Genomic DNA, 24049 nt, shown 5'->3' with positions numbered 1-24049 from the left:
CCGGGCGAACTGGAAATCGTTGTCATATGCTAATGTGTGCATATGACAACGACGCCCTCCCCTCCGACGGACGATCCGGACCAGACCCTGCAGACGGCCAGCGAGCTGCTGCGCGCGCTGGCCTCGCCCGTTCGGCTGGGCATCGTGCGAGAGCTGTCCGCCGGCGGGAAGTACGTCCATGAGCTGGTGACCGCGCTGGGTGTGAGCCAGCCGCTGGTCTCTCAGCATCTGCGAGTGCTGCGGACCTCCCGGATCGTCACCGCCCGGCGCCAGGCCCGCGAGACGCGGTACACCCTCACCGACGACCACGTAGCGCACATCGTGCTGGATGCCATCCGGCACGCCCAGGAGTAGCCCGGCTCAGGCCAGGCTCTGCCAGTGGACCGCGCGGTCGCACCAGCGGCCGAGCGGGGTGCGGTCGTGGCCGACGGCCAGCAGGGCGGCGCCGGTCGCGGCACGGTAGTCCTCGACGGCCGCGACCAGGGCGCTGAGGGTGTCCGGCTCGGAGGCCACCCGATGACGACGGACCCGGCGGACGTGCCGCCGTCCTGGCCGCTGCCGCTGCCGGGGGCCGAGCAGGCGGTGACCGCCGTGGCCAGCGCCGCCATGACGGCGGCCCCTTGTATCCGACGGGTCGACATAGGAACGAGGGCCATCGCGCACCACCGCGACGAGGGAAGCCCAGGTCGCCGGTCCGGCCCGGACCGGTGAGCTCCGCGAACCCGGGCTGCCCACCGGTCCGTTCACCGTTGCGCTCAGCCCTGGGCCAGGGTGATGGCCTGGCCCAGGGCCGCGTGGAGGCGGGGCAGCGGCAGGCCACTGAAGGTGCGCAGCTCCATCAGGGTCGCCTCGACGTGGGCCGCGCCGGGCACGAGCGTGCCGGGAATGGGGCGGCCCGTGTTCACCCAGCGGTGCTCCGCGCCGTCACACACGGCGCGGGTGCCGCCGATGCCGTAGCGGGTGATGGAGGCGCCCTGGCTCACGGAGGAGCTGACGAAGACCGGGCCGCTGGAGCTCTGGCAGCGGTAGGTGCCGGAGAGGGCGACGGTGCCGTCGGCGGCGATCCGGCCCACGGCGTCGACCGTCACCGCCTCGTAGGGGGCGGGTGCCGCGGCGGCGGGTGCCGCGGCGGCGCCGGTGAGCAGGAGCGGCGCGGCACCGGTCACCGCGCCGAGAAGGGGACGTAGACGCATGGGGGAACCTCCCGAGAGGAGTGGAATCGCGGCTTCCACTCGCACCGGGCCCCCAGGGCGCCCGTGATCCTCACCCCTTCGGTGGCGAGTCCACCGCGTCCCTACGGCAGCACCGCGAAGCCGTCCAGTTCCACCAACGCCTCCTCGTCCCACAGCCGGACGACCTCGACGACCGCCATGGCCGGGTAGTCGCGGCCCGCCAGTTTCCGCCAGAGGCGACCCAGTTCGGGGGCGTGGGCGCGGTACGCGGCGACGTCCGTGGCGTAGACGGTGACCCGGGCCAGATCGGAGGGCGTGCCGCCGGCCGCCACCAGAGCGGCCAGCAGGTTGGTGAGGGCCTTCTCGAACTGTTCCGGCAGGGTCGCGCCGGCCACCTTGCCGTCGCCGTCGAGGGCGGTCTGCCCCGCCAGGAACACCACCCTGGACCCGGAGGCCACGACGGCGTGCGAGAAGCCGGCCGGTGAGGTGAGGCCGGGCGGGTTGACGCGTTCGAGGGTCACCGGGCCTCCTGGTGGGCTGCGTACAACTGCTTGGCGATGATGCCGCGTTGGACCTCACTGGCCCCCTCGTAGATGCGTGGGGCGCGCACCTCCCGGTAGAGGTGTTCGAGCAGGTGACCGCGTTGCAGCGCGCGGGCGCCGTGCAGCTGGACGGCCGTGTCGACGACGTACTGGGCGGTCTCGGTGGCGAGCAGTTTCGCCATGGCGGCGCGCTGGGGCACGTCCGGGGCGTCCTCGTCGTACGCCGTCGCCGCCGCGTAGACCACCAGCCGGGCCGCCTCCGTGCGCAGGGCCATCTCGGCGACCTGGTGGGAGACGGCCTGAAGGTCCCTCAGCTTGCCCCCGAAGGCGTCCCGCCCGGCGGTGTGCGCGAGGGTCGCGTCGAGCGCCGCCCGTGCCATACCGACCGCGAAGGCGCCGACGCTGGGGCGGAACAGGTTGAGCGTACCCATGGCGACCCGGAACCCCCGGTCCACCTCACCGAGCACGTCGTCGGCCGTCACCGGCACGGCGTCGAAGTCGAGCGCGCCGATGGGGTGCGGGGAGAGCATGTCGAGCCCGGTACCGGTCAGTCCCGCCCGGTCGGCCGGCACGAGAAAGGCCGTGACACCGCGCGCCCCCGCTCCCGGGGTGGTCCGGGCGAAGACGGTGTAGAAGTCGGCCTCGGGGGCGTTGGAGATCCAGCACTTCTCACCGGTGAGCCGCCAGCGGGCGGGGCCGTCGGGGTCGGCGGCCAGTTCGGCGGGAGCCGACGGGTCGTAGACCGCACGTCCGGAACCCGACGAGCCCCTGTCAGCAGCCCCGGTTCCGCCGCCGGCCGCCGCCGAGCCCGGTGAACGACCGACATGTCCCTCGGCACCCTGACTACCACCGCCGGACACCGCGCCGACGGAGCCACCGGCACGGGTCCGAGCGCCCCGACTTCCGCCGCCCGACGCCTCCGCGCCGACGGAGCCACCGGCATGAGCCCGAGCACCCCGACTGCCACCGTCAGACGCCGGCGCGCCCGGCGAGCCGCCGTCACGGACCCCGGCGCCTTGAATGCCGCCGCCGGACGCCGCCGCGGCGGATGAGCGGTCGGCAGGAGTCGGAGCGCTCGGGGCGGAACTTCCGTCGGGTGCCGCCGAGCCCGGTGAGCCGCCGCCCCCGATCCGGGGGCCCTGTGCGCCCGCGATCCGGGAGCCCTGCGCGCCGCCGGATCCGGCAGGCCCCGGAGCGGGGCCGTCGGCTGCCACGCCGTCACCACCACCGGAAGCCACCACACCACCGGATGCCGCCCCGCCCCGAGAACCGCCGTCGGATGCCGCCCCACCACCACCCGAAGCCACCACACCCCGTGAGCCACCGCCGGACGCCGCCCCCGGCCAACCGTCCCGCTCCGCCCGCAACCCCAGCGCCGCCGCGTCCGACCCCGCCCCCGGCTCACTCAACGCGAACGCCGCCACCGCGCTGCCGTCGGACACCCGGGGGAGCCAGCGGGACCGTTGCAATTCCGTGCCGTAGGCGTGGACCGGGTGGGCGCCGAGGCCCTGGAGGGCCAGGGCCGTTTCGGCTTCCGTGCAGGCGTAGGCCAGGGACTCGCGCATCAGGCAGAGGTCGAGCGCGCCGGAGGTGAAGAGGCGGCCGAGCAGGCCGAGGCTGCCGAGTTCGGCGAGCAGGGCGCGGTTCACCCGGCCGGGCTCGCCCTTGTCGGCCAGCGGGCGCAGCCGCTCCGCGGCGAGGGCGCGCAGCTCGGCGCACCAGGCGAGTTGTGCCGGTTCGAGCGAGAATGCGGTCATCGCCGGTCCCTTCTCCGCCGCCCCTGTCTCCCGGCCGGGGCCACTCCAAGGCTATCGCGGACCGTTGACTGTCGTCACCAACACGATACGCTCCAGGGGCGAGCCCACCACGCCAAGGGGGCGAATCGTATGAATCCACGGGGTACGGCCCACGTCGACACCTTCGCCCGTGACCATCTCCCACCCCCGGACCACTGGCCCGAGCTCCATTTCGACCTGCCGGAGCTGCGCTACCCCGAACGGCTCAACTGCGCCGCCGAACTGCTCAGCGGCCAGCCCGGCGGCCGTCCGGCGTTCCTCACCCCGGCCGGAGAGCCCTGGACGTACGCCGACCTGCGGGCCCGCGTCGACCGCATCGCGCACCTGCTCACCGGCGAACTCGGCGTCGCCCCCGGCAACCGCGTGCTGCTGCGCGGCCCCACCACACCGTGGCTCGCGGCCTGCTGGCTCGCGGTGCTCAAGGTGGGGGCCGTGGCCGTCACCGTGCTCGCCCAGCAGCGCCCGCACGAGCTGAGCACGATGTGCGAGATCGCCCGGGTCCGGCACGCGCTGTGCGACATCCGGTCCGTCGACGACCTCGCCAAGGCCGAGATCCCGAACCTGCGGATCACGGTCTACGGCGGTGACGCCCCGGACGACCTCCTCAACCGCCAGGCGCCCGGCACACCGTACGAGGCCGTCGACACCGCGGCCGACGACGTCGCGCTCATCGCCTTCACCTCCGGCACCACCGGCCGCCCCAAGGGCTGCATGCACTTCCACCGGGATGTCCTGGCCATCGCCGACACCTTCTCCCGGCACGTCCTGAAACCCGAAGCGGACGACGTGTTCACGGGCAGTCCCCCGCTCGGCTTCACCTTCGGGCTCGGCGGGCTGGTGGTCTTCCCGCTGCGGGCCGGGGCGAGCGCGCTCCTGCTGGAGCAGGCCGGTCCCCGGCATCTCCTGCCGGCCATCGCCCGCCACCGGGTGTCCGTGCTGTTCACGGCCCCCACGGCGTACCGCGCGATGCTCGACGAACTCGACGGCCACGACATCTCGTCGCTGCGCCGCTGCGTCTCGGCCGGCGAGAACCTGCCGGCGGCCACCTGGCGGGCCTGGCACGACCGCACCGGCCTGCGCGTCATCAACGGCATCGGCGCCACCGAGTTGCTGCACATCTTCATCTCCGCGGCCGACGAGCGGATCCGGCCCGGCACGACGGGCGTTCCCGTACCGGGCTGGCACGCGCGCGTGCAGGACGAGCACGGCGATCCGGTGCCCGACGGGGAGCCGGGGCTGCTCGCGGTGCGCGGACCGGTCGGCTGCCGCTACCTCGCCGACCCGCGGCAGCGGGAGTACGTACGCGGCGGCTGGAACATCACCGGCGACACCTACGTCCGCGAGGCCGACGGCTACTTCCGGTACGTCGCCCGCGCCGACGACATGATCATCTCGGCCGGGTACAACATCGCCGGACCCGAGGTCGAGGAGGCGCTGCTGCGGCACCCGGACGTGGTGGAGGCCGCGGTCGTGGGACGGCCCGACGAGGCCCGCGGGCAGGTCGTGGTGGCCTTCGCCATCCTCAAGGAGGGAGCGGAACGGGACGCCGGGGCGCTGTGCGCCTTCGTGAGGAGCGAGCTGGCGCCGTACAAGTGCCCGCGCGAGATCGTCTTCCTGGACGCGCTGCCGCGCACGGCCACCGGCAAGCTCCAGCGGTTCAGGCTGCGCACGGGTGGGCTCCCGGACGGCGGCACCGAAGACGACCGGGAACGACCGGGAGTGACCCGTACGACCTAAGATGATCAACGTGTCCGACCAGCATGCACCACGGTCTCTCATCGTCACGCTCTACGGCGCGTACGGCCGCTTCGCGACGGGCCCCGTGCCCGTCGCCGAACTGATCCGGCTGCTCGCGGCGGTCGGGGTGGACGCCCCGTCCGTACGCTCCTCGGTGTCGCGGCTGAAGAGACGCGGACTGCTCGTGCCCGCCCGCACCGTCCAGGGCGCGGCCGGGTACGAACTGTCCCCGGACGCCCGCCAGTTGCTCGACGACGGCGACCGGCGCATCTACGCCACGGCTCCTCCCGAGGACGAGGGCTGGGTACTCGCCGTCTTCTCCGTTCCGGAGTCGGAGCGGCAGAAGCGGCACGTGCTGCGCTCCCGGCTGGCCGGTCTCGGTTTCGGCACGGCCGCGCCGGGCGTGTGGATCGCGCCCGCGCGGCTGTACGAGGAGACCCGGCACACCCTCCAGCGGCTGCGGCTGGACGCGTACGTCGACTTCTTCCGCGGCGAGCACCTCGGCTTCGCCCCGACCGCTCAGGCCGTCGCCCGCTGGTGGGACCTGGCCGCCGTCGCCAAGGAGCACGAGGCGTTCCTCGACCGCCACGCGCGCGTGCTGCGCGACTGGGAGAAACGCGAGGACACCCCACCGGAGGAGGCCTACCGCGACTACCTCCTCGCCCTGGACTCCTGGCGCCACCTCCCCTACACCGATCCCGGCCTGCCGTCCGAACTGCTCCCGGAGGACTGGCCGGGGACCCGCTCGGCGGCGGTGTTCCAGGGGCTGCACGAGCGGCTGCGGGACGCGGGCGCCGACTTCGTGGGGCTGCTCAGCGCCCCAGAGTGAGGCGCGGCTTCGGCGCGTCCGTGCGGCCCGTCTGCGGGCGGCGGCTGCCCGCGCGGTACGGGGCCGGCCAGACGGCGCCGGGGCCCGTGTAGCCCTGTTCGGCCGCCGCGTGCAGCGTCCAGTGCGGGTCGTAGAGGTGAGGCCGGGCCAGGGCGCACAGGTCGGTCCGGCCCGCCAGGATCAGGGAGTTGACGTCGTCCCAGGAGGAGATCGCGCCGACCGCGATCACCGGAATGCCGATGGCGCCCCGGATCCGGTCCGCGAACGGCGTCTGGTACGACCGCCCGAACTCGGGCCGCTCGTCCGCCACGACCTGCCCCGTCGACACGTCGATCGCGTCGGCGCCGTGCGCGGCGAAGGCCCGGGCGATCTCGACGGCGTCCTCGGCCGTGGTCCCGCCGTCGGCCCAGTCGGTGGCGGAGATCCGGACGGTCATGGGCCGCTCCCCCGGCCAGACGTTCCGTACGGCGTCGAACACCTCCAGCGGGAAACGGAGCCGCTTGTCCAGCGAGCCGCCGTAGGCGTCGGTGCGGCGGTTGGTCAGCGGGGAGAGGAAACCGGAGAGCAGATAGCCGTGCGCACAGTGCAGTTCGAGCAGGTCGAATCCGGCCCGGGCGGCGCGGCAGGCGGCGGCCGCGAACTGCTCGCGGAGGTCGGTGAGCTGGGCGCGTGACAGCTCGCGCGGAGTCTGGCTGAACCGCTTGTACGGGAGCGCGGACGCGGCCACGAGCGGCCAGTTGCCCTCCTGAAGCGGCTCGTCCATGCCCTCCCACATCAGCTTCGTGGAACCCTTGCGGCCGCTGTGGCCGAGCTGCACGCCGATCGCGGCGCCGGGCGCCCGGTCGTGCACGAAGTCGGTGATACGCCGCCAGGCCTCGGCCTGCCGGCCGGTGTAGAGGCCGGTGCAGCCGGGCGTGATCCTGCCCTCCTCGCTGACGCACACCATCTCGGTCATCACCAGCCCGGCCCCGCCCAGCGCCCGCGCGCCCAGGTGGACGAGGTGGAAGTCGCCGGGGACGCCGTCGGCCGCCGAGTACATGTCCATGGGCGAGACGACGACCCGGTTGCGCAGGGTCAGGCCGCGCAGCCGGAACGGCGTGAACATCGGGGGCGTGCCGGGCGGGCAGCCGAACTCCCGCTCCACCGCCTCCGTGAAGCGCGGGTCGCGCAGCCGCAGGTTGTCGTGGGTGACGCGGCGGCTGCGGGTGAGCAGGTTGAAGGCGAACTGGCGGGGCGCCTGGTCCAGGTACAGGGAGAGGTTCTCGAACCACTCCAGGCTGGCCCGGGCCGCGCGCTGCGTGGAGGCGACGACGGGCCGCCGCTCCGCCTCGTAGGCCGTCAGGGCCTCGTCCAGGGTGTCCTGTTCCTCCAGGCAGGCGGCCAGGGTCAGGGCGTCCTCGACGGCGAGCTTGGTGCCGGAGCCGATGGAGAAGTGGGCGGTGTGGGCGGCGTCGCCGAGGAGGACGACGTTGCCGTGCGACCAGCGGTCGTTGACGACCGTGCGGAAGGTCGTCCATGCCGAGTTGTTGGACTTCAGGGGGCGGCCGCGGAGTGCCTCCGCGAAGATCTTGGCGCAGCGTTCGATCGACTCCGTTTCGCCGTGTTCGTCGAAGCCGGCCGCGTGCCACACCTCCTCGCGCATCTCGATGATCACCGTGGAGGCGTCCGGCGCGTAGGGGTAGCCGTGCAGCTGCATCACGCCGTGTTCGGTCTCGGCGATCTCGAAGCGGAAGGAGTCGAAGGGGAAGTCGGTGGCGAGCCAGATGTAGCGGCAGTGATGGGTCGTCACCCGGGGGTGCAAGACGTCCGCGTAGGCCTCGCGTGTGGTGCTGTGGATGCCGTCCGCCGCGATGACCAGGTCGTGGGTCTGCGTGAGGTCCTTCGGGGCCTCGGTGTGGAAGCGGAGGTCGACGCCGAGTTCGCGGCAGCGGGTGTGGAGGATCTCCAGGAGGCGTCTTCTGCCGAGTGCGGCGAAACCGTGTCCTCTGGAGGTGTGCCGTACGCCTCGGTGCACGATGTCGATGTCGTCCCAGCGGACGAAGTGCTGGTGCAGGGCCCCGTAGACCACCGGGTCTGCGTGTTCTATACCGCCCAGAGTTTCGTCCGAGAGGACCACGCCGAAGCCGAAGGTGTCGTCGGGGGCGTTTCGTTCCCAGACGGTGATGTCGCGGGTGGGGTCCAGGCGTTTGAGGAGGGCGGCGGCGTAGAGGCCGCCCGGGCCGCCGCCGATGATTGCCACGCGTAGGGGGTGGCTCTTGTCGTCGGGCGGCTGCGGGTGCGTTGTGGCTTGTCGCGCCCCGCGGCGGAGCCGCGTATCGACACAGCCCCGCTCCCCTGGAGCCAACTCACTCACCGTCCGCTCCATTTGGGAGGGCGCTTTTCCGTGAATGCCGCGTGGAACTCCGCGTAGTCCTCCCCTGTCATCAGGAGAGCCTGCGTCGAAGCGTCGAGTTCCACCGATGCCGCCAGGGGCATGTCCAGTTCTGACGTGAGGAGGGCCTTCGTCTGGGCGTAGGCCAGGGCCGGACCGTCTGCCAGGCGGCGGGCCAGTTGTTGTGCTGTCTCATCCGCCCGGCCCTCTTCCGTCAGCTCGCTGATCAGGCCGATGCGCTCGGCCTCAGGGGCCCGGACCGGGTCGCCCAGCATCAGGAGGCGGGTGGCGTGGCCGAGGCCCACGACCCTGGGCAGGAGGTAGGCCGCGCCCATGTCGCCGCCGGAGAGGCCGACCCGGGTGAAGAGGAAGGCGAAGCGGGCCGTGGGGTCGGCCACGCGGAAGTCGGCGGCCAGGGCGAGGACCGCTCCGGCGCCCGCCGCCACGCCCCGCACCGCCGCGATCACCGGGAAGGGGCACTCCCGGATGGCGCGGACCACCTGGCCGGTCATGCGGTTGAAGTCCAGGAGCTGGGCGGTGTCCATACCGAGGGTGGCACCGATGATCTCGTCGACGTCGCCGCCGGAGCAGAAACCGCGGCCCTCTCCGGCCAGCACCAGGGCCCGTACGGACCGCTCCCGGGACAGCTCCGCGAGCAGGTCGCGCAGATCGGCGTAGGCGCCGAAGGTGAGCGCGTTGAGTTTCTCGGGGCGGGCCAGGGTGACGGTGGCGACGCCGTCGGAGAGGTCGACGCGCAGGTGCTCCCAGCTCGGGGTGCGGGCGGCGGAGCCGGTGAAGGGACTCATGACGTGCGGCCTCCTCGGGCGGGCACTGCCTCACTGAGCTCTACCCCACGAATTTATCACTCATTCGTGACTGTCGTCATGAGTGCGCGATAGGCCGTTCGGGTAGGACCCCAGAGGGAGTCGGGCGTGAACCGGGCGGGTCACATCCGTCACAGATCGTCCACACCGGCGTAACGGCGGGAGCAGCTGTGCGCCGCAAGGCGTTCACCTGGGTAAGCCGTGCGGCAAGGGGGCCGCAGGTTCCCCGACAGTGCCCCTCGGACGCCACAGAAGAGTGGCGCCGTACCATTCATCAGGTTGAAAGCAGGATGTCCTGCTCCATGAACGGACCCGCCTTGTACGAACTCCCCTCAGCCCCCACCTCCTGGCGCATCGCACTGCCGCACACCGCAGCGGCGGTGCCCGTGGCCCGTGCCCTGGTCCGTACGGCGCTGACCGAGCTGGAGCACGGGGCCGACTGCGACACGGCGGAGCTGCTCACGGCGGAGCTGGTGGCGAACGCCGTGGAGCACACCTCCGGCGAGACCCCGATAGAGCTGGTGGTGGAGCTGATGCCGTCGGGCTGCCAGGTCGAGGTGCACGACACCGATCCGCAGCCGCCCGGCGATCTCACCTGTCCGGCCGGCGGGATGCCCGACCCCTGGCAGGAGCACGGGCGCGGTCTGCTGCTGATCCGCACCCTGAGCTCGTCGTGCGGGCACCGGCCGACCGAGTCCGGCAAGGCGGTGTGGTTCCGACTGCCCGTGATACCGGCTCAGCGGCGGCCGTCGGCCTGACGCGGTTCAGCCGAGGGTCGCGACCAGCACTGCCTTGATCGTGTGCAGGCGGTTCTCCGCCTCGTCGAAGACGACGGAGTGCGCCGACTCGAAGACCTCGTCCGACACCTCCAGGTGCTCCAGGCCGTGGGCCGCGTGGATCTCCTGCCCGACCTTGGTGCCGAGGTCGTGGAAGGCGGGCAGGCAGTGCAGGAACTTCACGTCCGGGTTGCCGGTGGCGCGCAGGACGTCCATGGTCACGGCGTACGGGGCGAGGGCGGCGATGCGCTCGGCCCAGACCTCCTTCGGCTCGCCCATGGAGACCCAGACGTCGGTGGCGACGAAGTCGGCGCCACGGACACCCTCGTCCAGGGTCTCGGTGAGGGTGAGGCGGGCACCGCTGGTCTCGGCGAGGGCACGGGCCCGGTCGACGACCTCCTCGGCCGGCCAGTAGTCCTTCGGGGCGACGAGACGCACGTCCATGCCGAGCAGGGCGCCGGTGACCAGGTAGGAGTTGCCCATGTTGAAGCGGGCGTCGCCCAGGTAGGCGAAGGCGGTCTCCGTCAGCGGCTTGGCGCAGTGCTCGGTCATGGTCAGCACGTCGGCGAGCATCTGGGTGGGGTGCCAGTCGTCGGTGAGCCCGTTGTAGACCGGCACACCGGCGTGCGCCGCCAGCTCCTCCACCTTCCGCTGGCTGTCGCCCCGGTACTCGATCCCGTCGTACATCCGGCCCAGCACCCGCGCGGTGTCCTTGACCGACTCCTTGTGGCCGATCTGCGAGCCGGACGGGTCGAGGTACGTCGTCGAGGCGCCCTGGTCGGCGGCCGCGACCTCGAAGGCGCAGCGGGTACGGGTGGAGGTCTTCTCGAAGATCAGCGCGATGTTCCGGCCCCGCAGGTACTGCGTCTCGGCCCCGGCCTTCTTGGCGGCCTTCAGCTCGGCGGCCAGCTCGACCAGACCGCGGAACTCCTCCTCGGTGAAGTCCAGCTCCTTGAGGAAGTGGCGGCCGGCGAGGGCGGTCGGGACTGTCGCCATGGGGCGCTCCAGGGATACGGCGGTACGGGGACGGACGACTACTGGAATACTATACAAAACCCAGTATGCCTATACGTCACGGTGGGTGCTCATACGGCCTCCCGTTCCACCGGGCAGCTCATGCACCGCGGCCCGCCCCTCCCCCGCCCCAGCTCACTGCCCGGGATCTCTATCACTTCGATGCCCTGTTTGCGCAGGTGGGTGTTGGTGGTGGCGTTCCGCTCGTAGGCGACCACGACGCCGGGTTCGACGGCCAGGACGTTGCAGCCGTCGTCCCACTGCTCGCGTTCGGCCGCGTGCACGTCCTGGGTGGCGGTCAGCACCCGGATCTCGTTCAGGCCGAGCGCGGCGGCGATCGCGCGGTGCATGTGCTCCGGCGGATGGTCGGTGACCTTGAGCTCCTTCTCGCCGACGCCCGGTTCGATGGTGTACGAGCGGAGCATGCCGAGCCCCGCGTACTGGGTGAAGGTGTCTCCGTCGACCATCGTCATCACGGTGTCGAGGTGCATGAAGGCACGCCGCTTGGGCATGTCGAGGGCCACGATCGTCTCGGCGGAACCGGCGGCGAACAGCTTGTGCGCGAGCATCTCGACGGCCTGGGGCGTGGTGCGCTCGCTCATGCCGATGAGCACCGCCCCGTTGCCGATGACGAGGACGTCCCCGCCCTCGATGGTGGACGGGTAGTCGGCCTGCCCCTCGGACCAGACGTGGAAGGTCTCGTCGCGGAACAGCGGGTGGTGCCGGTAGATCGCCTCGAAGTGCACGGTCTCGCGCTGCCGGGCGGGCCAGCGCATCGCGTTGATGGAGACGCCGTCGTAGATCCACGCGGAGGTGTCGCGGGTGAAGAGGTGGTTGGGCAGCGGGTACAGCAGGAAGTCGTCCAGTTCCATGACGTGGAAGCGCACCGACGTCGGCTCCGGGTGCACATCGAGGAACTCACGCTTGGTCATGCCGCCGACCAGGAGCTCGGCCAGCTCCGCCCCGGGCAGATTCTCGAAGGCGGCTCTCAGATGGTCGGTGGCCAGCGGGCCGTACTCCTTCTCGTCGAAGACCCGGTCCAGGACGAGGGCCCTGGCCGCCGGCACCTGAAGGGCCTCGGCCAGCAGGTCACCGAAGAGGTGGACGGTGACGCCCCGGTCGCGCAGCACGTCGGCGAACCCGTCGTGCTCGGCGCGGGCCCTGCGCACCCACAGCACGTCGTCGAAGAGCAGCGATGTCTTGTTGCTGGGGGTGAGCCTTTTGAGCTCGAGATCGGGCCGGTGCAGGATGACACGGCGCAGCCGCCCGGCCTCGGAGTGGACGTGGTAAGCCATGCCTCCATCCTGACCACCGGAGCGCCGGTTGACGCGCTGCTCGCGCGTTTCGGCGAACTCTTGTTTGCGTCTGCCTGACGACAATCAGCCGGGCGGGAGATCCCCGCATGCCCCCGCCGCTCAGTACCCGGTCAGCCGCTCGGGAGCGGCTGGAGCAGTTCCGGCCGGGCCAGCATGCGCCGCGTCGCCCGGCCCGGGTCGAGCACGGCCCGGGCGACGATCCAGCCGGCCAGGGCATGCGGCTCCGCGGGGTCGGCGGCCAGCTGTCCGGCGTACCGGGCGAGCGCGGCGGCCGCGTCCCCGGCGGCCAGGTGCTCGTCGGCGGTGTGCGGGACGGCGGGGCGGGAGGCGAAGGCGTCCGTGCGCACATCGGGCCAGGAGGTGCGGTCGGGGCGGAAGCGGGGGCCTCCGGTTCCCGGGGAGGGCGGGGCGACGTTGCGCAGCCGCCACTCGGTGCGGTGCAGCGCGGCGGCCGTACGGGCACGGGTGAGCGCGGCGGAGGGGACCGGCTCGCGCAGCCAGCCGTCGAGCGTGCCGGCGAGGCCCGACACGAGGGCCCGGCCCTGCGGGGTGAGACGGCCCTCCGCCAGCAGGGTGCGCACGACGAGACGGCTTTGCAGCCGGCGCAGCGCGAAGTGGTACCCGGCCAGGTCGGCCGACCGGTCGTCCCGCGCCACGGCCAGACGGTCCCGCCAGAAGCCCGCGACGCCCGTGAAGGCGTACGCGCCGTGCAGCAGGCCGGTGAGGTGCCGCGGGTCGGGCCGCCAAGGGGCGTAGTAGCGCTCCTCCCGGTCGTCGTCGAGCAGCGGGAAGAGGTGCAGGAGGGCGGCCATCTTGCTGTGCTGGAACTCGTGGACCAGGGTCTCGGCGAGGGCGAGCGGGGAGGACGGGCGTGCGATGACCATGGCGCCGAAGGAGTCGCCGCTGGAGGCGGAGACCCGCACGGTCGGCGGGGCGGGAGGCGACGTGCTGGTGCGGCCCCAGGGCACAATGGCGCGGATCATGGCCGGGTCGAGCCGCCCAGGCCCCGTACCGCCCGGCGGGGAGAGCACCGCGACCGCCGCTTCGAACAGCCGTTGCCACGTTGCCGCCTCCGCGGCGTCGAGCCTGGCGGGCGGCAGAGGATCGTCGAGGTCGCGGTAAGGACCGAGGTCGTCGAGCGGGATGGTGACAGGACCGGCGGGGCCGCTGTGGGTCAGAGTGCGCAGGGGGAGCCAGGGGGAGGCCGTGTGCACCGGAGCCGGCCGTGCGGTGCCGCCCGGCAGTGGTGCCGCGCTCGGGCGGATCGTCAAGGAGGTCGCGCCGCCGTCGGGGGCCGTCCCGGTGAGCGTCAGCTCTCCGCCACTGGTGTGTGCCCGGCCGACCGTCAAACCCGGCACAGAGTCCGGAAGTCGGGCAAGCCCCAGGCCCGGCAGATACAGCTGCCCGTCCGTGAGAGGCACGCGGAGATCCGTCACCGTACCGGCGTGCACGGCCGCGGTGACAGCCAGCGCGCACAAGTGCCCCGCCTCCACCCACACAGGCGGACCGTCCGCAGTGCCGTGCACCCGGCGCAGCAGATGGGCGATCCAGCCACCGGTAGCGGGCGCGAGCAACAGCCGGTCGACGGGCTCCGGCACCAGCGCGGCCGACTCCTTGAGGACGCGCCAGGCCTCGGCAGGCAAGGTCAGCGGTGTGGCCAGCCCTTCGAGGCGGGCCAGCAGCGTCCGTAACAGCAGCAGTCGGCGTGCCCGCTCCGCCCGTTCGAGGAAGGCCACGGCCTGCTCGGATCCGCCCCCGGTGGCCAGCTCCGCGAGGAGCCGCGCGGGCATACGGAAGGGGGCGGATGTCGGCTCGCTGGTCATGGGCGGAAACCTCCGGCAAGGCAAACGCACCTGGGCCCGGTCGCTCGGGGCTCATCAGGAGCCCCCGCGGCGGGCGGGGACTATTCGGCCCTGGCGGTTCCCTCGTTCCCGCCCGTCATGCTGTTGCGCGCACGCAGGACCTCTGCGAGGAGACGCGTACCGGGCCCGAGCGGAGCCAGATCGTCCACATCTGTCAGAGGCAGATCCGACAGGTCGGCCAGATCCGATTCCCACTCCGGGGCTCCACCCGTGCAGGAGGACGACTGGTGAACGGCGGTATCAGCCCAGTGGCGAGCGCTCGACTGCTCCACGGTGTCTCCCCCTTCTCGGTCCATGGTGGCACACAAGGCACCAGGGCCCGTCCGCAGCCCGACCGACCGCCAGATCATCGCACATGGTGCCCCGTGTCTCGGCGTGTGCTGCTCGACCGGACCAGTGCGCGCAGCGCGGCGGCCAGTTCGGACTGCCTCTCGGGATCGTCGTCGACGATCAGTACGGCGTCGTACAACTCCCAGAGTGCCTCGGGCTGTCGGTGGGCGAGCGCCGTGAGGATGCCTGCCGCGTCGGTCCGGGCCTTGCTGTGCCGAGGCAGTGTCCCGGACAGGGACGGCCCCAAGCCGGCCACGACGGCCTGCCGTTCGGCAGGGTCGGCCATCAACGGGTAGGCGAGAAGCGCTTCCACCGCGCGATGCAACGGGGAGACGGACCGCTCCCGGGGCGCGGGTGCGTCACCCGAAGCCGCCAGCTCCTCCATGCGCCCTGGGGTGCGGAGTTGAATCTCGGGGTGCTGGAAGGTCCGGCCGGCTTCCCGGAGCACCGCGATCCGCTCCCTCACCGCGGTGAACAGTTCCTCCGGGTCCGGCACAGCCGGCAGAACGTCCGCGTGGTCCGTCAGGACGTCGAGGAGTACGTCCGAGAAGAGACCGGTGGCCCGCACAGGATCGTTGGCCGCTTGTCTGCCCCGGCCCGCGGCCCGCATCAGCGTCTGCCGGTGGGTGAGCGTGCGCCGTCCGCTCGGCAGGGCGTAGGACGGCAGCGGGTCGCGGAAGGCGAGAGCTTCCTCGAACGTCTCGCACGCGTCAACGATCCACAGCTGCTCGGTGAATCCGGGCACGGCGTCGCTGGCGTAGCGGGTGAGCGCCGACTCGAGGTCGAGGCAGACCTTGTCGCTCGTGGTGGCATCCGCGCAGAACAGCCGGGTGTGCCCGGCCCGGTCGAGGACTCCGTGCCCGCCCCACCACACCCAGAGGATGTCTCCGCGGGCCCTCGGCAGTTCCCGCACCAAGGCGCGACGCAGCGTGGCGTGGTCGGCGGGCCGGTACTCGACCCGCGGTACGAAGGGCGGCAACGGAGACAGATGCAGGTGGAGTTGGTTCTCGGGCACTCCGGCCGAACGCAGCATCCGGTGGAAGGCGACGGCGTCACGGGCCGGGCCGGGAAGGTCCCAGGTGGAGCCCGCCTCGTACGCCTCGACACCTACGATCAGGGCGCGCACCCGGGCGGGGTCCACGCCCCGCACAGGGCGGTCGTGCCCGGTCACGGGAGGCGCTCCGAGATGAGCCGGTACACGCCCGGGTTCGTCCAGTAGGCGCTGTGCGCGGCGGGGAAGGGCTGCCGGCTGTCCACGGCCGCGTCGGTGATCCGGCCGGGAAAGAGGCGGGCCCCGACGTAGCTCAGTACGTCGCGCGGGTCGTACACGTTCAGCCACTCCGGTACGTGCGGGGGCAATGGTTGGGGGTGGGTGAGAGAAGGCAAGGACCCGGATTCGTAGAGGAAGGGCGCCTGGGAGCCGACCGTCACCAGGAACCGGACCTGCGGCAGTGGAGTGGCGACGAGGGTGTCGAGCGCGATGATCCCACCGAGGCTGTGACCGATCAGGGTCACCGGGGGTTCGAGACCTGAGACCAGGGTGCGCAGTTCGGCGCGGACTCCCTCACCACGGCAGAGGTAGCGCAGCACATCGCCCGCGGCCGGATGGGCAGCGTGGGTGAGTGAGTGGCGGCGCCGGAGAACGGCTCGCGAGGCCAGGGTTCCCGCCCACCCCAGCAGGCGGGTCCGCAGGCCGCGTTCGGAGCCCCTCGGTACAGCGCCGAGGTAGTGAGCGAGGCGGTCGACGAGTTCGTCGCGGCTGCGGCCGTCCGGAACGAGCGGATGGCCGGCGTCGAGGGCCCGGGTGACGGCTTGGGCGACCAGTGCCCTGGCCGCCAGCACGGTGAATTCGTCCGGGTCGAGGAATGCGGCGGCGGAGCCGAGCAGTGGATGATCGCGCAGGCGTGTCGCGGCCTCCGCCAGCGCGGGGGCCCACTCGGGCGCGATGTCGCCGCCCTCGGCCATCAGGGTGGTCAACCGCTCCTGGAGCCGCTGTTCCGGGAGTGCTGAGCCCGGTGGCCGCTCGTTGGGGCCGTGTGCGGCTGCTGCCGCGAGAACGAGTTCGGCGTCGGGGTCGGCGTAGAGAGCGGCCCAGGCCGCCACGTCGTGGTCGGCCGCCGAGGTGTCGGGGAAGCTGCCGATCCCGCGGTGCCCGCCGGTCTCCGGCGGGATGCTGGCGCCGCCTGCGGCGAGGATGGCGCCGTGTGTCCCGCCCCAGTAGTAAGGCACGATGCACAGGTCGTCACGCAGAGCGGTGAGCCCGGCGGTGACACGTCCCGCGAGCGCCGAGAAGCCCGGTCGGCGCACTCCTGTCCCGTGAACGAGCACAACCGTCGACATGAGCCCTCTTTCTCCTTCTTCGAACGAGGAAGCACTTTCCGGGCACTGGTGGCCGTCATCAGCCGCTAGAGCGGCATGGGTGTCATGTCGCACTCGATGCGACGGCGCTGACGGGCCGCGAGCAGCCAGGGATGGTCGACACTGAGCGCGCGGGCGAAGCCCGCCACCGCCTGCTGCTGCAGCCGGTCCGCCTCCGCGCCGCGGCCCAGCCCGCGCAGGTCGAGGGCAAGGTTCGCCGTGCCGGACAGGGTCAGCGGGTGTTCCTCGCCCAGGACTTCTGCCAGCAGCGGCACAGTGGTCCCGTCGATCTCGTGTGCCCGGTCGAAGTCGAGGCGGAGGTAAGCCGTGTTGGCCCGGCCGATCGCCGCGGTCAGAGTGATCACATGACCGGGTCCCACCGTCTCGCCGAGCCTGCGGGCCGCCTCGTCCTCCAACTCCTGCGCCTCGTCGAGGGAGCCGAGCGCGCGCAGGGTGGCGGCAAGGTTCGCTTTGGTCAGCAGGGAGTAAGCGTGGTCCTCACCGAGGAGGTACGCATACCGTCGCAGGGTCTCCTCGGCCAGTCCTCGGGATTCCTCGAGCCCGCCGGCAAGGCGCCGGTCGACCGCCACGTTGGTCGCCGTCTGCAGCGAGTCGAAGTGGTCGGGGCCGTAGCGGGCGCTGAAGCGCCGCAACGTGGCCTCGGACAACCGGGCGGCCTCGACGAGCGCACCGTCACGGCGCCGGCAGACCGCGAGAGTGCGGGCGATACGCAGGCTGAGCGGGTTCTCCGCACCGAGCGCGGCACGCACCCGGCGGTGCACATCCTCCTGAAAGCCTCGGGCACCCGCATAGTTGCCGGCTTCCAGCATGTCAAGGGCAAGGGCGTTGAGGCTGTTGAGGGTGAAGAAGTTCGCCGGCCCGAACATCAGATCCCTCAGCCGGGCGTTCTCCTGGTCGAGGCGCAGCGCATCCGCGAACTGCCCGCACAGTCGCAGGGCAACGCCCCAGCTGTGAGTGGCCCGCAGTGTTATGGGGTCGTCCGAACCGAACTGGGACCGCGCCAGCTCGGCGGCTTCCAAGCACAAATCCCGCGCCTCCTGGAACCTGGCCTGGTAGCCGCAGGCGTCGGCCATCTCGCACAGGGAGTCGATCAGGTCCTCGGGGTCGACCTCCATGCGGCGGGAGACCTCCAGCGCCCTCTCGGTGAGCGGGATGGACTCGGGGACCTGGCCGATCTGTCGCAGCAGGAACCCCAGGCTCTTCATCGTGCGGATGACGTGGATGTTCTCCTCCCCCGAAGCCGCGAGCCATGCACTCCAGGCCTGCCGGGCAAGGTCCGCGGCGCCCTGGTGATCGCCCCAGTAATAGAGGAACCAAACGGTGTCGAAAACCAGTTCGCGCACATAGGTGTCGGTGCTGGTCACCGCCCGGGAGGTGAGCACATGGGGCAGCAGCGCCTGGTAGGCGCGCCATTCCAGCGCCGAGCCGTAGGGGCCCGGTTTGGCGGCCGACAGCAACTGGTGTGCGGCGTCCCGCATGTGCTCCCGTTCCTCGTGGCTCAGTTTGGCCAGGAGCACGGTCTGCAGCAGGCGGTGCATCTGCAGGGTGTCGGTCCGCGGGTCGACCTTGACCAGGGAGAACTGGCTGAGGTCGCGCACGGCGCGGTTCAGTTTGATCGATTCACGCAGCAGAGGGTCCACCTCGGGCGTGATGGTGACACCGCGGCTGCCGCGCAGGATGGACTTCGGAATGGGCTCGGGGGCCATGCTGGCGCAGATGTCGAGAAGCTGCCGGGCGCCGGGATTGCTCTGCTGGAGCCGTTCCAGTGAGATGTCCCAGGCGGCGGCGACGGAGACCGGGTAGTCGGGTGCGGGGTCGAGATCGAGGATCTCGGGGCTGCGCTGGTCGAGCAGGTCGAGATACTCGTCGACCTGCATGCCCGTCACAGCGTGCCAGGTGCCCGCCTGCTCCACCGCGAGGGGCAGGTCGCCGAGAGCCTCGGCGAGCCGGCCGGCGTCCTCGGTCGACAGGTCGGGGGACCGCTTCTGGAGCAGTTCGATGGATTCCACACGTTCGAAGACATCCACGGGCAGTGGGGTTGCCACCCGCTCCCATGCTCGGTTTCGGGAGGTGACGATGATCTTCCCGGGCCCGTTGGCCGGGAAGTAACCACGCACCATCTCGACGTCCTCGGCGTTGTCGAAGACCAGCAGCCAGTCGTCGTGCGGCACTCCGGTCCGCAGCGCCTCCAGGGCCGCGGGAACGGCCGTGCCTGCGGCGGGAACTCCCACGCTGTCCTGATCCGTCGGGGCGACGCCCAGTTGGCCGGCCAGAGTCGCCAGTGCGGCGAGCACGAGGCTCTCCCGCTCGGCGGGGATCCAGCAGATCACCTTGTAGTCGTACTGGTGGGTGTAGACGTACTCCAGCACGAGCTGGGACTTGCCCACACCGCCGAGCCCATGCAGTGCGTGAGGCAGTACGGCCGCGGTGTCCTGGGCGGCGAGCTGTTCCTCCACCGTCCGCAACAGTGCCTGACGGCCGACGAACGTCGTGTTCCGCAGGGGAACATTCACCAGGAGTGCAGGTGATTCCGTCGATGTCCTGTTCATTCCCTGCCGCGCCTCCGTCGGGTGCTGGTTCAGCTCGGGAGACATCGCCGCCGGCTGCGCGGCCGGTCTCTCGTGGACGGGCCCGTCCGTCGGCCGTGTGCACCGCCCTCCGGGCCTGTGGGTGACAACACTCGGGACGCCTCGCCCCGCCTCGATCCGGCGGGCCCGTTCGGAATACGGTCCCGCCAGCGCCCTCATGACCGCGACCTCGGACTGCCGCCAGGCCCCGGCGTCCGGGTCGGGCAGGGCGGCGCCGTACGGGTCACGCAGGGCGGTCCGCAGCGCGACACCGCGTTCTCCTGCCGCGGGCAGTTCGCCCAGGACACTGATGATGCGGGCCAGCTCCGCGCGGGTCGTGGTGGCGAGCAGCGCCTCACGTATGCCTTCGGCGAACTCCGGATGTTCCGTGTCGCGACCGTCCCAGTCGATCAGACCGCCCATGAGGATCTCGGCGAGGTGCTCGGGCCGGCGGTCGGCATGGTCCGTTTCCGCAACTGTTCGATGAGGTCGAACTGGAAGGGAACTGCGGCGAGTTGGGTCGCAAACCGACGGGCCGTCGGCGTGGCCAGAGTGAAGAAGCGGCCCACCGCGTCGCTCGCGTCCGATCGACGCGGAGCGCGCAGTCCGGGCGCGGGCACTCCTTGGGACAGCGTTCCCGCCACCAAGGCGGGCAGTGCACGGCGCACGCCGCGCTCTCCGACGACCAGATCGGCCCAGGCGGCGACGGAGCCCGCCTTCAAGGACAGCACCGGGACGGGCAGGGCACCGTCGAACAGTTGAGGCAGGGGGCGCAGCGGATCGGGTCCCCCCGCCGACGGTCCGAGACCGAGGCGGTGGTTGGCCGCGCCGAAGCCTCCGGCCTCCAGTTCCGCGGGGTGGGGGTACAGGGAGGAGCGGTGCCGCATGTGCGGTGGAAGGAGGTGCACGACGGCGGTGGGGCCGACCTGGCCGAGGCGGTCGAGGAGGTGGTCGGCGGCGGGTGCGGCCCAGCCGTGGCTCAGCCCGTCGGTCACGACGAGGAAGACCCGGTCTCTCCGGCCGTTCAGGATCTCCCCGGGATCGGCTGTGGTCCCCGCCGCACTCCACCGCAGCATCGGCTCACCGCTCGGGGCTACCGCCACCTTGACGGTGCGTACGGCCCGGAAAGCACCGCTGTGTTCGGCGGCGGCGGACAGTCCGGCCGTCTCCTCAGCCCAGATCGCCATGGTGGGAGCCTCGTCCATGAGGAGGACCAGCTCGAACGCGGTGGTGTCGGCCGGCCGGAAGGCAGGGATCCACAGCTCGTCGAAGACGCCCCGCTCCGCCGTGGCCTCTTCGTCCAGTTGCACGGCGTCGGGGGACGGCACCTGACGCGCGAGGCGGTGCAGGGCCCGGGCCAGCTCCGCGGCAGGTCTCCTCCACGCCGACGTGCCGGACCGCGTCCGGGGAAGGACGGGGACGCCGAGCTGTATCCGGTCTGAGCCGTCCGGGTCCGGCGTGAACGGGGGCGGCGGGGACGTGCCCGTGTCGTCCCTCGGCACATCCGGCGGCTCGTCGTGCGACGGACGGTTCGGGGATCCAGGTGCCCCGCCCGCCCGTTCATCTTCCTCCGGCGTGTTGTCGTCCGTCCGGATGGGGCGCCCGGTGCGGGTCCAGTGGGCGCTCAGCCAGACGGCGTCGGCGAGTTCCTGCCAGCTGGGCGTGGGCGACCCCGGAGTGGACGGTAACGGCTCCGGCCCCGACGGGGTCACGACTCCCGTACCGACACCGCCGGAGCCGGGGTCAGGGGCGAGCTTGTCGGGCACCCCGTCCACTCAGCGGCCCTTCGCCAGGTCACGCAGCAACATCTCCAGGAGCTTGCGACCGCCTTCGTCGGTCCGGAAGGTACCCGCAGAGGTGAGCTGGACGGCGTTGAGCAACTGGTCCAGGGAGTGCATGCCTCCCGCCTCGATCCGTTTAACGAACAGATCCACGAGGGCTTCAGCGTCCGGCGGCCGTGCCCTCAGGTGGCTTTCCACGATGGCGAGCAGTTGCTCACGGGTGGGAGTGCGCATCGCCAGCGGGAGACAACGCCGGCGAAAGGCAGCCGGGAACTCCCGCTCCCCATTGCTGGTGATCACCACGACGGGAAACTCGCGGCACTCCACCCGTCCTCGGCGCACCACGGCGTGCACCCCGGGATCACTGGTGTGCACCCGTGCGCTGTCCTGCGTGCTGCGCACGAGTTCCGGGATTTCGTAACTGCCGTTCTCCAGCACGTGCAAGAGGTCGTTGGGCAGGTCGATGTCGCTCTTGTCGAGTTCGTCGACGAGCAGCACGCGCGGGCGGTCGTAGGGCAGCAGAGCGGTGCCCAGCGGTCCCAGGGTGATGAACTCGCCGATGGCCGGGGGCGGTGGGCCGTCCTCGGCTCCGGCGGCCACGGCGGTCGCTCCGGTCGGGTTCAGGCCGGCTCGCCAGGCCGCGATGGCCTGGGCGCGCCCGAGAGCGTCATGGGCGTACAGGCCGTCGCGCAGCGTGGTCCGGCTGACGATGTTCCACTCCAGTACGCGGCCGAGACCGAGCTCACGGGCCATGAGGTAGGCGAGCGTGGACTTGCCCACGCCCGGCGAGCCGGTGACCAGCAGTGGCCTGCGCAGCAACAGGGCGGCATTGACGATGTCGGTGCTCTCGCCGTCGAGCTGCGGCACGGCGTCGACCTGCCCCAGGCGGCGCGTCGCGGACTCCTCGTCCTCGGGTGGTGGGGGCTGCGGAGGGCCGCCGCGGAACCGGCGCCATGGCGGCACGGGCGGCAGTTGGGGCGGCGTCCCTCGCGGGACGGCTCCCGTGGCTCGGAAGACTCGCCAGTCCTCCACCTCCGCCGGTTCCGACCCGCTCATACCGGGGTCTCCCTACTGTCGATGGTGTGCCTGCTGTCGGGGTAACCGATGTCGTGTTCGTGCGCCAGGTCGTAGTCGGCGGCTGTCTGGATGTCGACCAACCGGTTCGGGTCGTCCCAGAAGAAGGCGATGTGCCGGCCGAGCAACAAAGGCCCGGCGGCGTCGAGTTCAGCCCTGCGTCTCAATCGGTGGATGACGAGCGGAAGCTGCGTCGGCTGCTGTACGGCGGCGAAGACGGCCGTGACCACTTCACGGCGCTCCTCGAGGAACGTACCCCTGCGGTCCCAGACCGCGAGGGCGATCCCTTCGGCGATGGCCGCCTTGAGGGCTTCCGTGGCAGGCCCTCCGTCGGGAGCGTCGATCACCGCGGCCGTGTGGCCGGGCTCGGCGGCGAGAGCGGCCTGCCACTCGTCCAGACCGCCGACGTCGGACGTCCGCCAGCCGTGGACGGTGATCCCGTGGCTCTGCAGTCTGGTCCACCGTTCCTGCCACTGCGCCCTGACCAGAACGTCGTCGGTGCGCATCCGCTCCAGGCTGCGCAGATGTACCGCGTACTTCAGCCCCAGAGGCAGCGGCTTGCCGTCTCCCGAACGGACGGTCAGACCCGCCACGTTGTGGTTCAGCAACTCGTACGGAAGGACGAACTCCACGTAGGGCGGCGTGCCTTCGCCGCCGTCCGAGACGGGATCGCGGAGCCCGGAGCCGAGCCGCACGACCTGGCGCAGAGCGCGCTCCACCGCTTCGCCGAGTCCGTCGAGGCTGATCGTCTCGGGCAGCGACGGCTGGGGTTGCCAGTAGCCGGGGACCGTGTTGAGCCAGGGGCGGACCACGATGTCTCCGGAGCCGTCGCCCGCCGGTTCCACGGTCACGACCAGGCATCTGGGAATCGTCGGGTCGGGAGTGGCACTCGCCCGGTGGGCCCGGCGTCGCTCGAGTGCAGTGAGCAGACCGGCCCGCTCCGCCCAGCTCCGCGCCCAGGAGGACAGGGCGTGTTGCCAGCCGGGGGCCCGGGTCAGCTCGGCCGCTTGCTCCATGAGAAGCACGGCCGGCGGTAGACCGTCCGGCTGCACGTTCAGCTCCGTGAGATGCAGGAAGAGCCGACCCGGAGACAGCCGTGGGGGCAGTTCGAGGTGCAGTTCTCTGACGAGTCCGTCGCGCAGCGCCGCCCCGGACAGCTGCCCGTCCAGGGCATCCAGGAGTGCGAGAGCCGCATCCGTGTCGCGCCGGGTCAGCGGTCCGGGCAGGGGCGTTGCGACACCCCCCGGATGCGCTTCGGACGTGAGCAACTGCTCGAACTCGGCGGCGACCGCGGCGCCTTCGAAGAGCCGCACCACATCGACCAGTGCTCGCTCGCCCTCGGGTACGATCAGTGCCGCTCGCACCAGAGCGATGACGTCCTCGCGCTGCTTGGTTCCGCGCAGGTCGACGTGTACGTTCAGCTGGTCCGAGAGCACCCCGGCGAAGAAGACCCGCCCCGGCTGATCCTCAACACAGCTCAGTTCGCACAGCGCCTCTGTCAGGCGGAGCAGCAGGTCCCCTCCCGACGCGCGCCCGAACTCGCCTAATCCCGCCGCTGTCTCCACCGACCTTCCCCCACGAGTCGGTACACCTGACTGACCAGCGAACGTAGCACGTCAAGTCCCCGTTAACCAGGTCTGCTTGACATCGGGAGTCACAAAGCGCAGGTGGGCGGCAGC

General features: G+C 71.6%; 18 protein-coding genes and 3 pseudogenes. 5 read left to right on the top strand and 16 right to left on the bottom strand.

Annotation, left to right across the window (positions count from 1 at the left end; genetic code table 11):
- Positions 1-42 precede the first annotated feature (42 nt).
- A complete protein-coding gene (locus V8690_RS32780) occupies positions 43-354 on the top strand; it encodes a metalloregulator ArsR/SmtB family transcription factor (RefSeq protein WP_338783699.1) in 312 nt (103 codons plus the stop codon).
- A gap of 6 nt (positions 355-360) precedes the next feature.
- Here the strand turns inward: V8690_RS32780 and V8690_RS32775 are convergent.
- A pseudogene (locus tag V8690_RS32775) lies at positions 361-495 on the bottom strand (ABC transporter ATP-binding protein); the annotation flags it as partial.
- Between the two features lie 21 nt (positions 496-516).
- On the opposite strand from V8690_RS32775, the gene V8690_RS32770 reads away from it, so the two are divergent.
- On the top strand, positions 517-711 hold the full coding sequence (locus V8690_RS32770; RefSeq protein WP_338783698.1) for a hypothetical protein: 195 nt from the start codon (positions 517-519) through the stop codon (positions 709-711).
- Between the two features lie 44 nt (positions 712-755).
- Here V8690_RS32770 and V8690_RS32765 read toward each other — a convergent pair whose 3' ends face one another.
- From V8690_RS32765 to V8690_RS32750, 4 genes and pseudogenes are all read right to left on the bottom strand, one after another.
- Positions 756-1193 (bottom strand): DUF6299 family protein, encoded by a 438-nt coding sequence (locus V8690_RS32765; RefSeq protein WP_338783697.1) that lies wholly within the window; start codon positions 1191-1193, stop codon positions 756-758.
- Positions 1194-1294: 101 nt separating this feature from the next.
- A complete protein-coding gene (locus V8690_RS32760; RefSeq protein WP_338783696.1) occupies positions 1295-1693 on the bottom strand; it encodes a RidA family protein in 399 nt (132 codons plus the stop codon).
- Positions 1690-2430: pseudogene (locus V8690_RS32755) on the bottom strand (acyl-CoA dehydrogenase); the annotation flags it as partial. The pseudogene V8690_RS32755 and the gene V8690_RS32760, both read right to left, overlap by 4 nt.
- A gap of 633 nt (positions 2431-3063) precedes the next feature.
- Positions 3064-3471 (bottom strand): annotated as a pseudogene (locus V8690_RS32750) (acyl-CoA dehydrogenase family protein); the annotation flags it as partial.
- Positions 3472-3600: 129 nt separating this feature from the next.
- Here V8690_RS32750 and V8690_RS32745 point away from each other — a divergent pair.
- Both V8690_RS32745 and V8690_RS32740 read left to right on the top strand, forming a co-directional pair.
- Positions 3601-5247, top strand: a complete 1647-nt coding sequence (locus V8690_RS32745) for an AMP-binding protein (RefSeq protein ID WP_338783695.1) — start codon at positions 3601-3603, stop codon at positions 5245-5247.
- A 1-nt stretch (position 5248) separates the two neighbouring features.
- Positions 5249-6076, top strand: coding sequence for a PaaX family transcriptional regulator C-terminal domain-containing protein (locus tag V8690_RS32740; RefSeq protein WP_338783694.1), 828 nt, complete (start codon positions 5249-5251; stop codon positions 6074-6076).
- Here the strand turns inward: V8690_RS32740 and V8690_RS32735 are convergent.
- Both V8690_RS32735 and V8690_RS32730 read right to left on the bottom strand, forming a co-directional pair.
- On the bottom strand, positions 6060-8441 hold the full coding sequence (locus V8690_RS32735) for a bifunctional salicylyl-CoA 5-hydroxylase/oxidoreductase (protein WP_338783693.1): 2382 nt from the start codon (positions 8439-8441) through the stop codon (positions 6060-6062). The two genes, V8690_RS32740 and V8690_RS32735, sit on opposite strands and share 17 nt — an antisense overlap.
- Positions 8426-9253, bottom strand: a complete 828-nt coding sequence (locus tag V8690_RS32730; protein ID WP_338783692.1) for an enoyl-CoA hydratase family protein — start codon at positions 9251-9253, stop codon at positions 8426-8428. Before V8690_RS32730 ends, V8690_RS32735 begins: the two co-directional genes overlap by 16 nt.
- Before the next feature lie 308 nt (positions 9254-9561).
- On the opposite strand from V8690_RS32730, the gene V8690_RS32725 reads away from it, so the two are divergent.
- On the top strand, positions 9562-10029 hold the full coding sequence (locus tag V8690_RS32725; RefSeq protein WP_338783691.1) for an ATP-binding protein: 468 nt from the start codon (positions 9562-9564) through the stop codon (positions 10027-10029).
- A gap of 6 nt (positions 10030-10035) precedes the next feature.
- On the opposite strand, the gene argF is transcribed toward V8690_RS32725, so the two are convergent.
- The 9 genes from argF to V8690_RS32680 form a co-directional block, all read right to left on the bottom strand.
- A complete protein-coding gene (gene argF, locus V8690_RS32720; protein ID WP_338783690.1) occupies positions 10036-11043 on the bottom strand; it encodes an ornithine carbamoyltransferase in 1008 nt (335 codons plus the stop codon).
- Between the two features lie 89 nt (positions 11044-11132).
- Entirely contained in the window at positions 11133-12356 is a 1224-nt protein-coding gene (locus V8690_RS32715; protein WP_338783689.1) for an arginine deiminase, read from the bottom strand.
- A 131-nt stretch (positions 12357-12487) separates the two neighbouring features.
- The gene (locus tag V8690_RS32710) at positions 12488-14200 is read right to left on the bottom strand and encodes an HEXXH motif domain-containing protein (protein ID WP_338783688.1); all 1713 of its coding nucleotides are present in this window, start codon (positions 14198-14200) and stop codon (positions 12488-12490) included.
- Between the two features lie 385 nt (positions 14201-14585).
- Complete coding sequence (locus V8690_RS32705) at positions 14586-15740, bottom strand: caspase family protein (RefSeq protein WP_338783687.1); 1155 nt, start codon at positions 15738-15740, stop codon at positions 14586-14588.
- Entirely contained in the window at positions 15737-16909 is a 1173-nt protein-coding gene (locus V8690_RS32700; protein WP_338783686.1) for a hypothetical protein, read from the bottom strand. Before V8690_RS32700 ends, V8690_RS32705 begins: the two co-directional genes overlap by 4 nt.
- Positions 16910-16974: 65 nt before the next feature.
- On the bottom strand, positions 16975-19938 hold the full coding sequence (gene fxsT, locus V8690_RS32695) for an FxSxx-COOH system tetratricopeptide repeat protein (RefSeq protein ID WP_338783685.1): 2964 nt from the start codon (positions 19936-19938) through the stop codon (positions 16975-16977).
- Positions 19926-21290 carry an SAV_2336 N-terminal domain-related protein gene (locus V8690_RS32690; RefSeq protein WP_338783684.1) on the bottom strand — a complete coding sequence of 455 codons (1365 nt, stop codon included), beginning with the start codon at positions 21288-21290 and terminating at the stop codon, positions 19926-19928. Before V8690_RS32690 ends, fxsT begins: the two co-directional genes overlap by 13 nt.
- Entirely contained in the window at positions 21291-22352 is a 1062-nt protein-coding gene (locus V8690_RS32685) for an AAA family ATPase (protein WP_338783683.1), read from the bottom strand.
- Positions 22349-23935, bottom strand: a complete 1587-nt coding sequence (locus V8690_RS32680) for a hypothetical protein (protein WP_338783682.1) — start codon at positions 23933-23935, stop codon at positions 22349-22351. The genes V8690_RS32685 and V8690_RS32680 overlap by 4 nt, the downstream gene beginning before the upstream one ends.
- Positions 23936-24049 lie beyond the last annotated feature (114 nt).

Origin of the sequence: Streptomyces sp. DG1A-41, assembly GCF_037055355.1 — a bacterium.
Taxonomy (GTDB): Bacteria; Actinomycetota; Actinomycetes; order Streptomycetales; family Streptomycetaceae; genus Streptomyces.
This window is presented reverse-complemented; position numbering and strand designations above follow the sequence as displayed.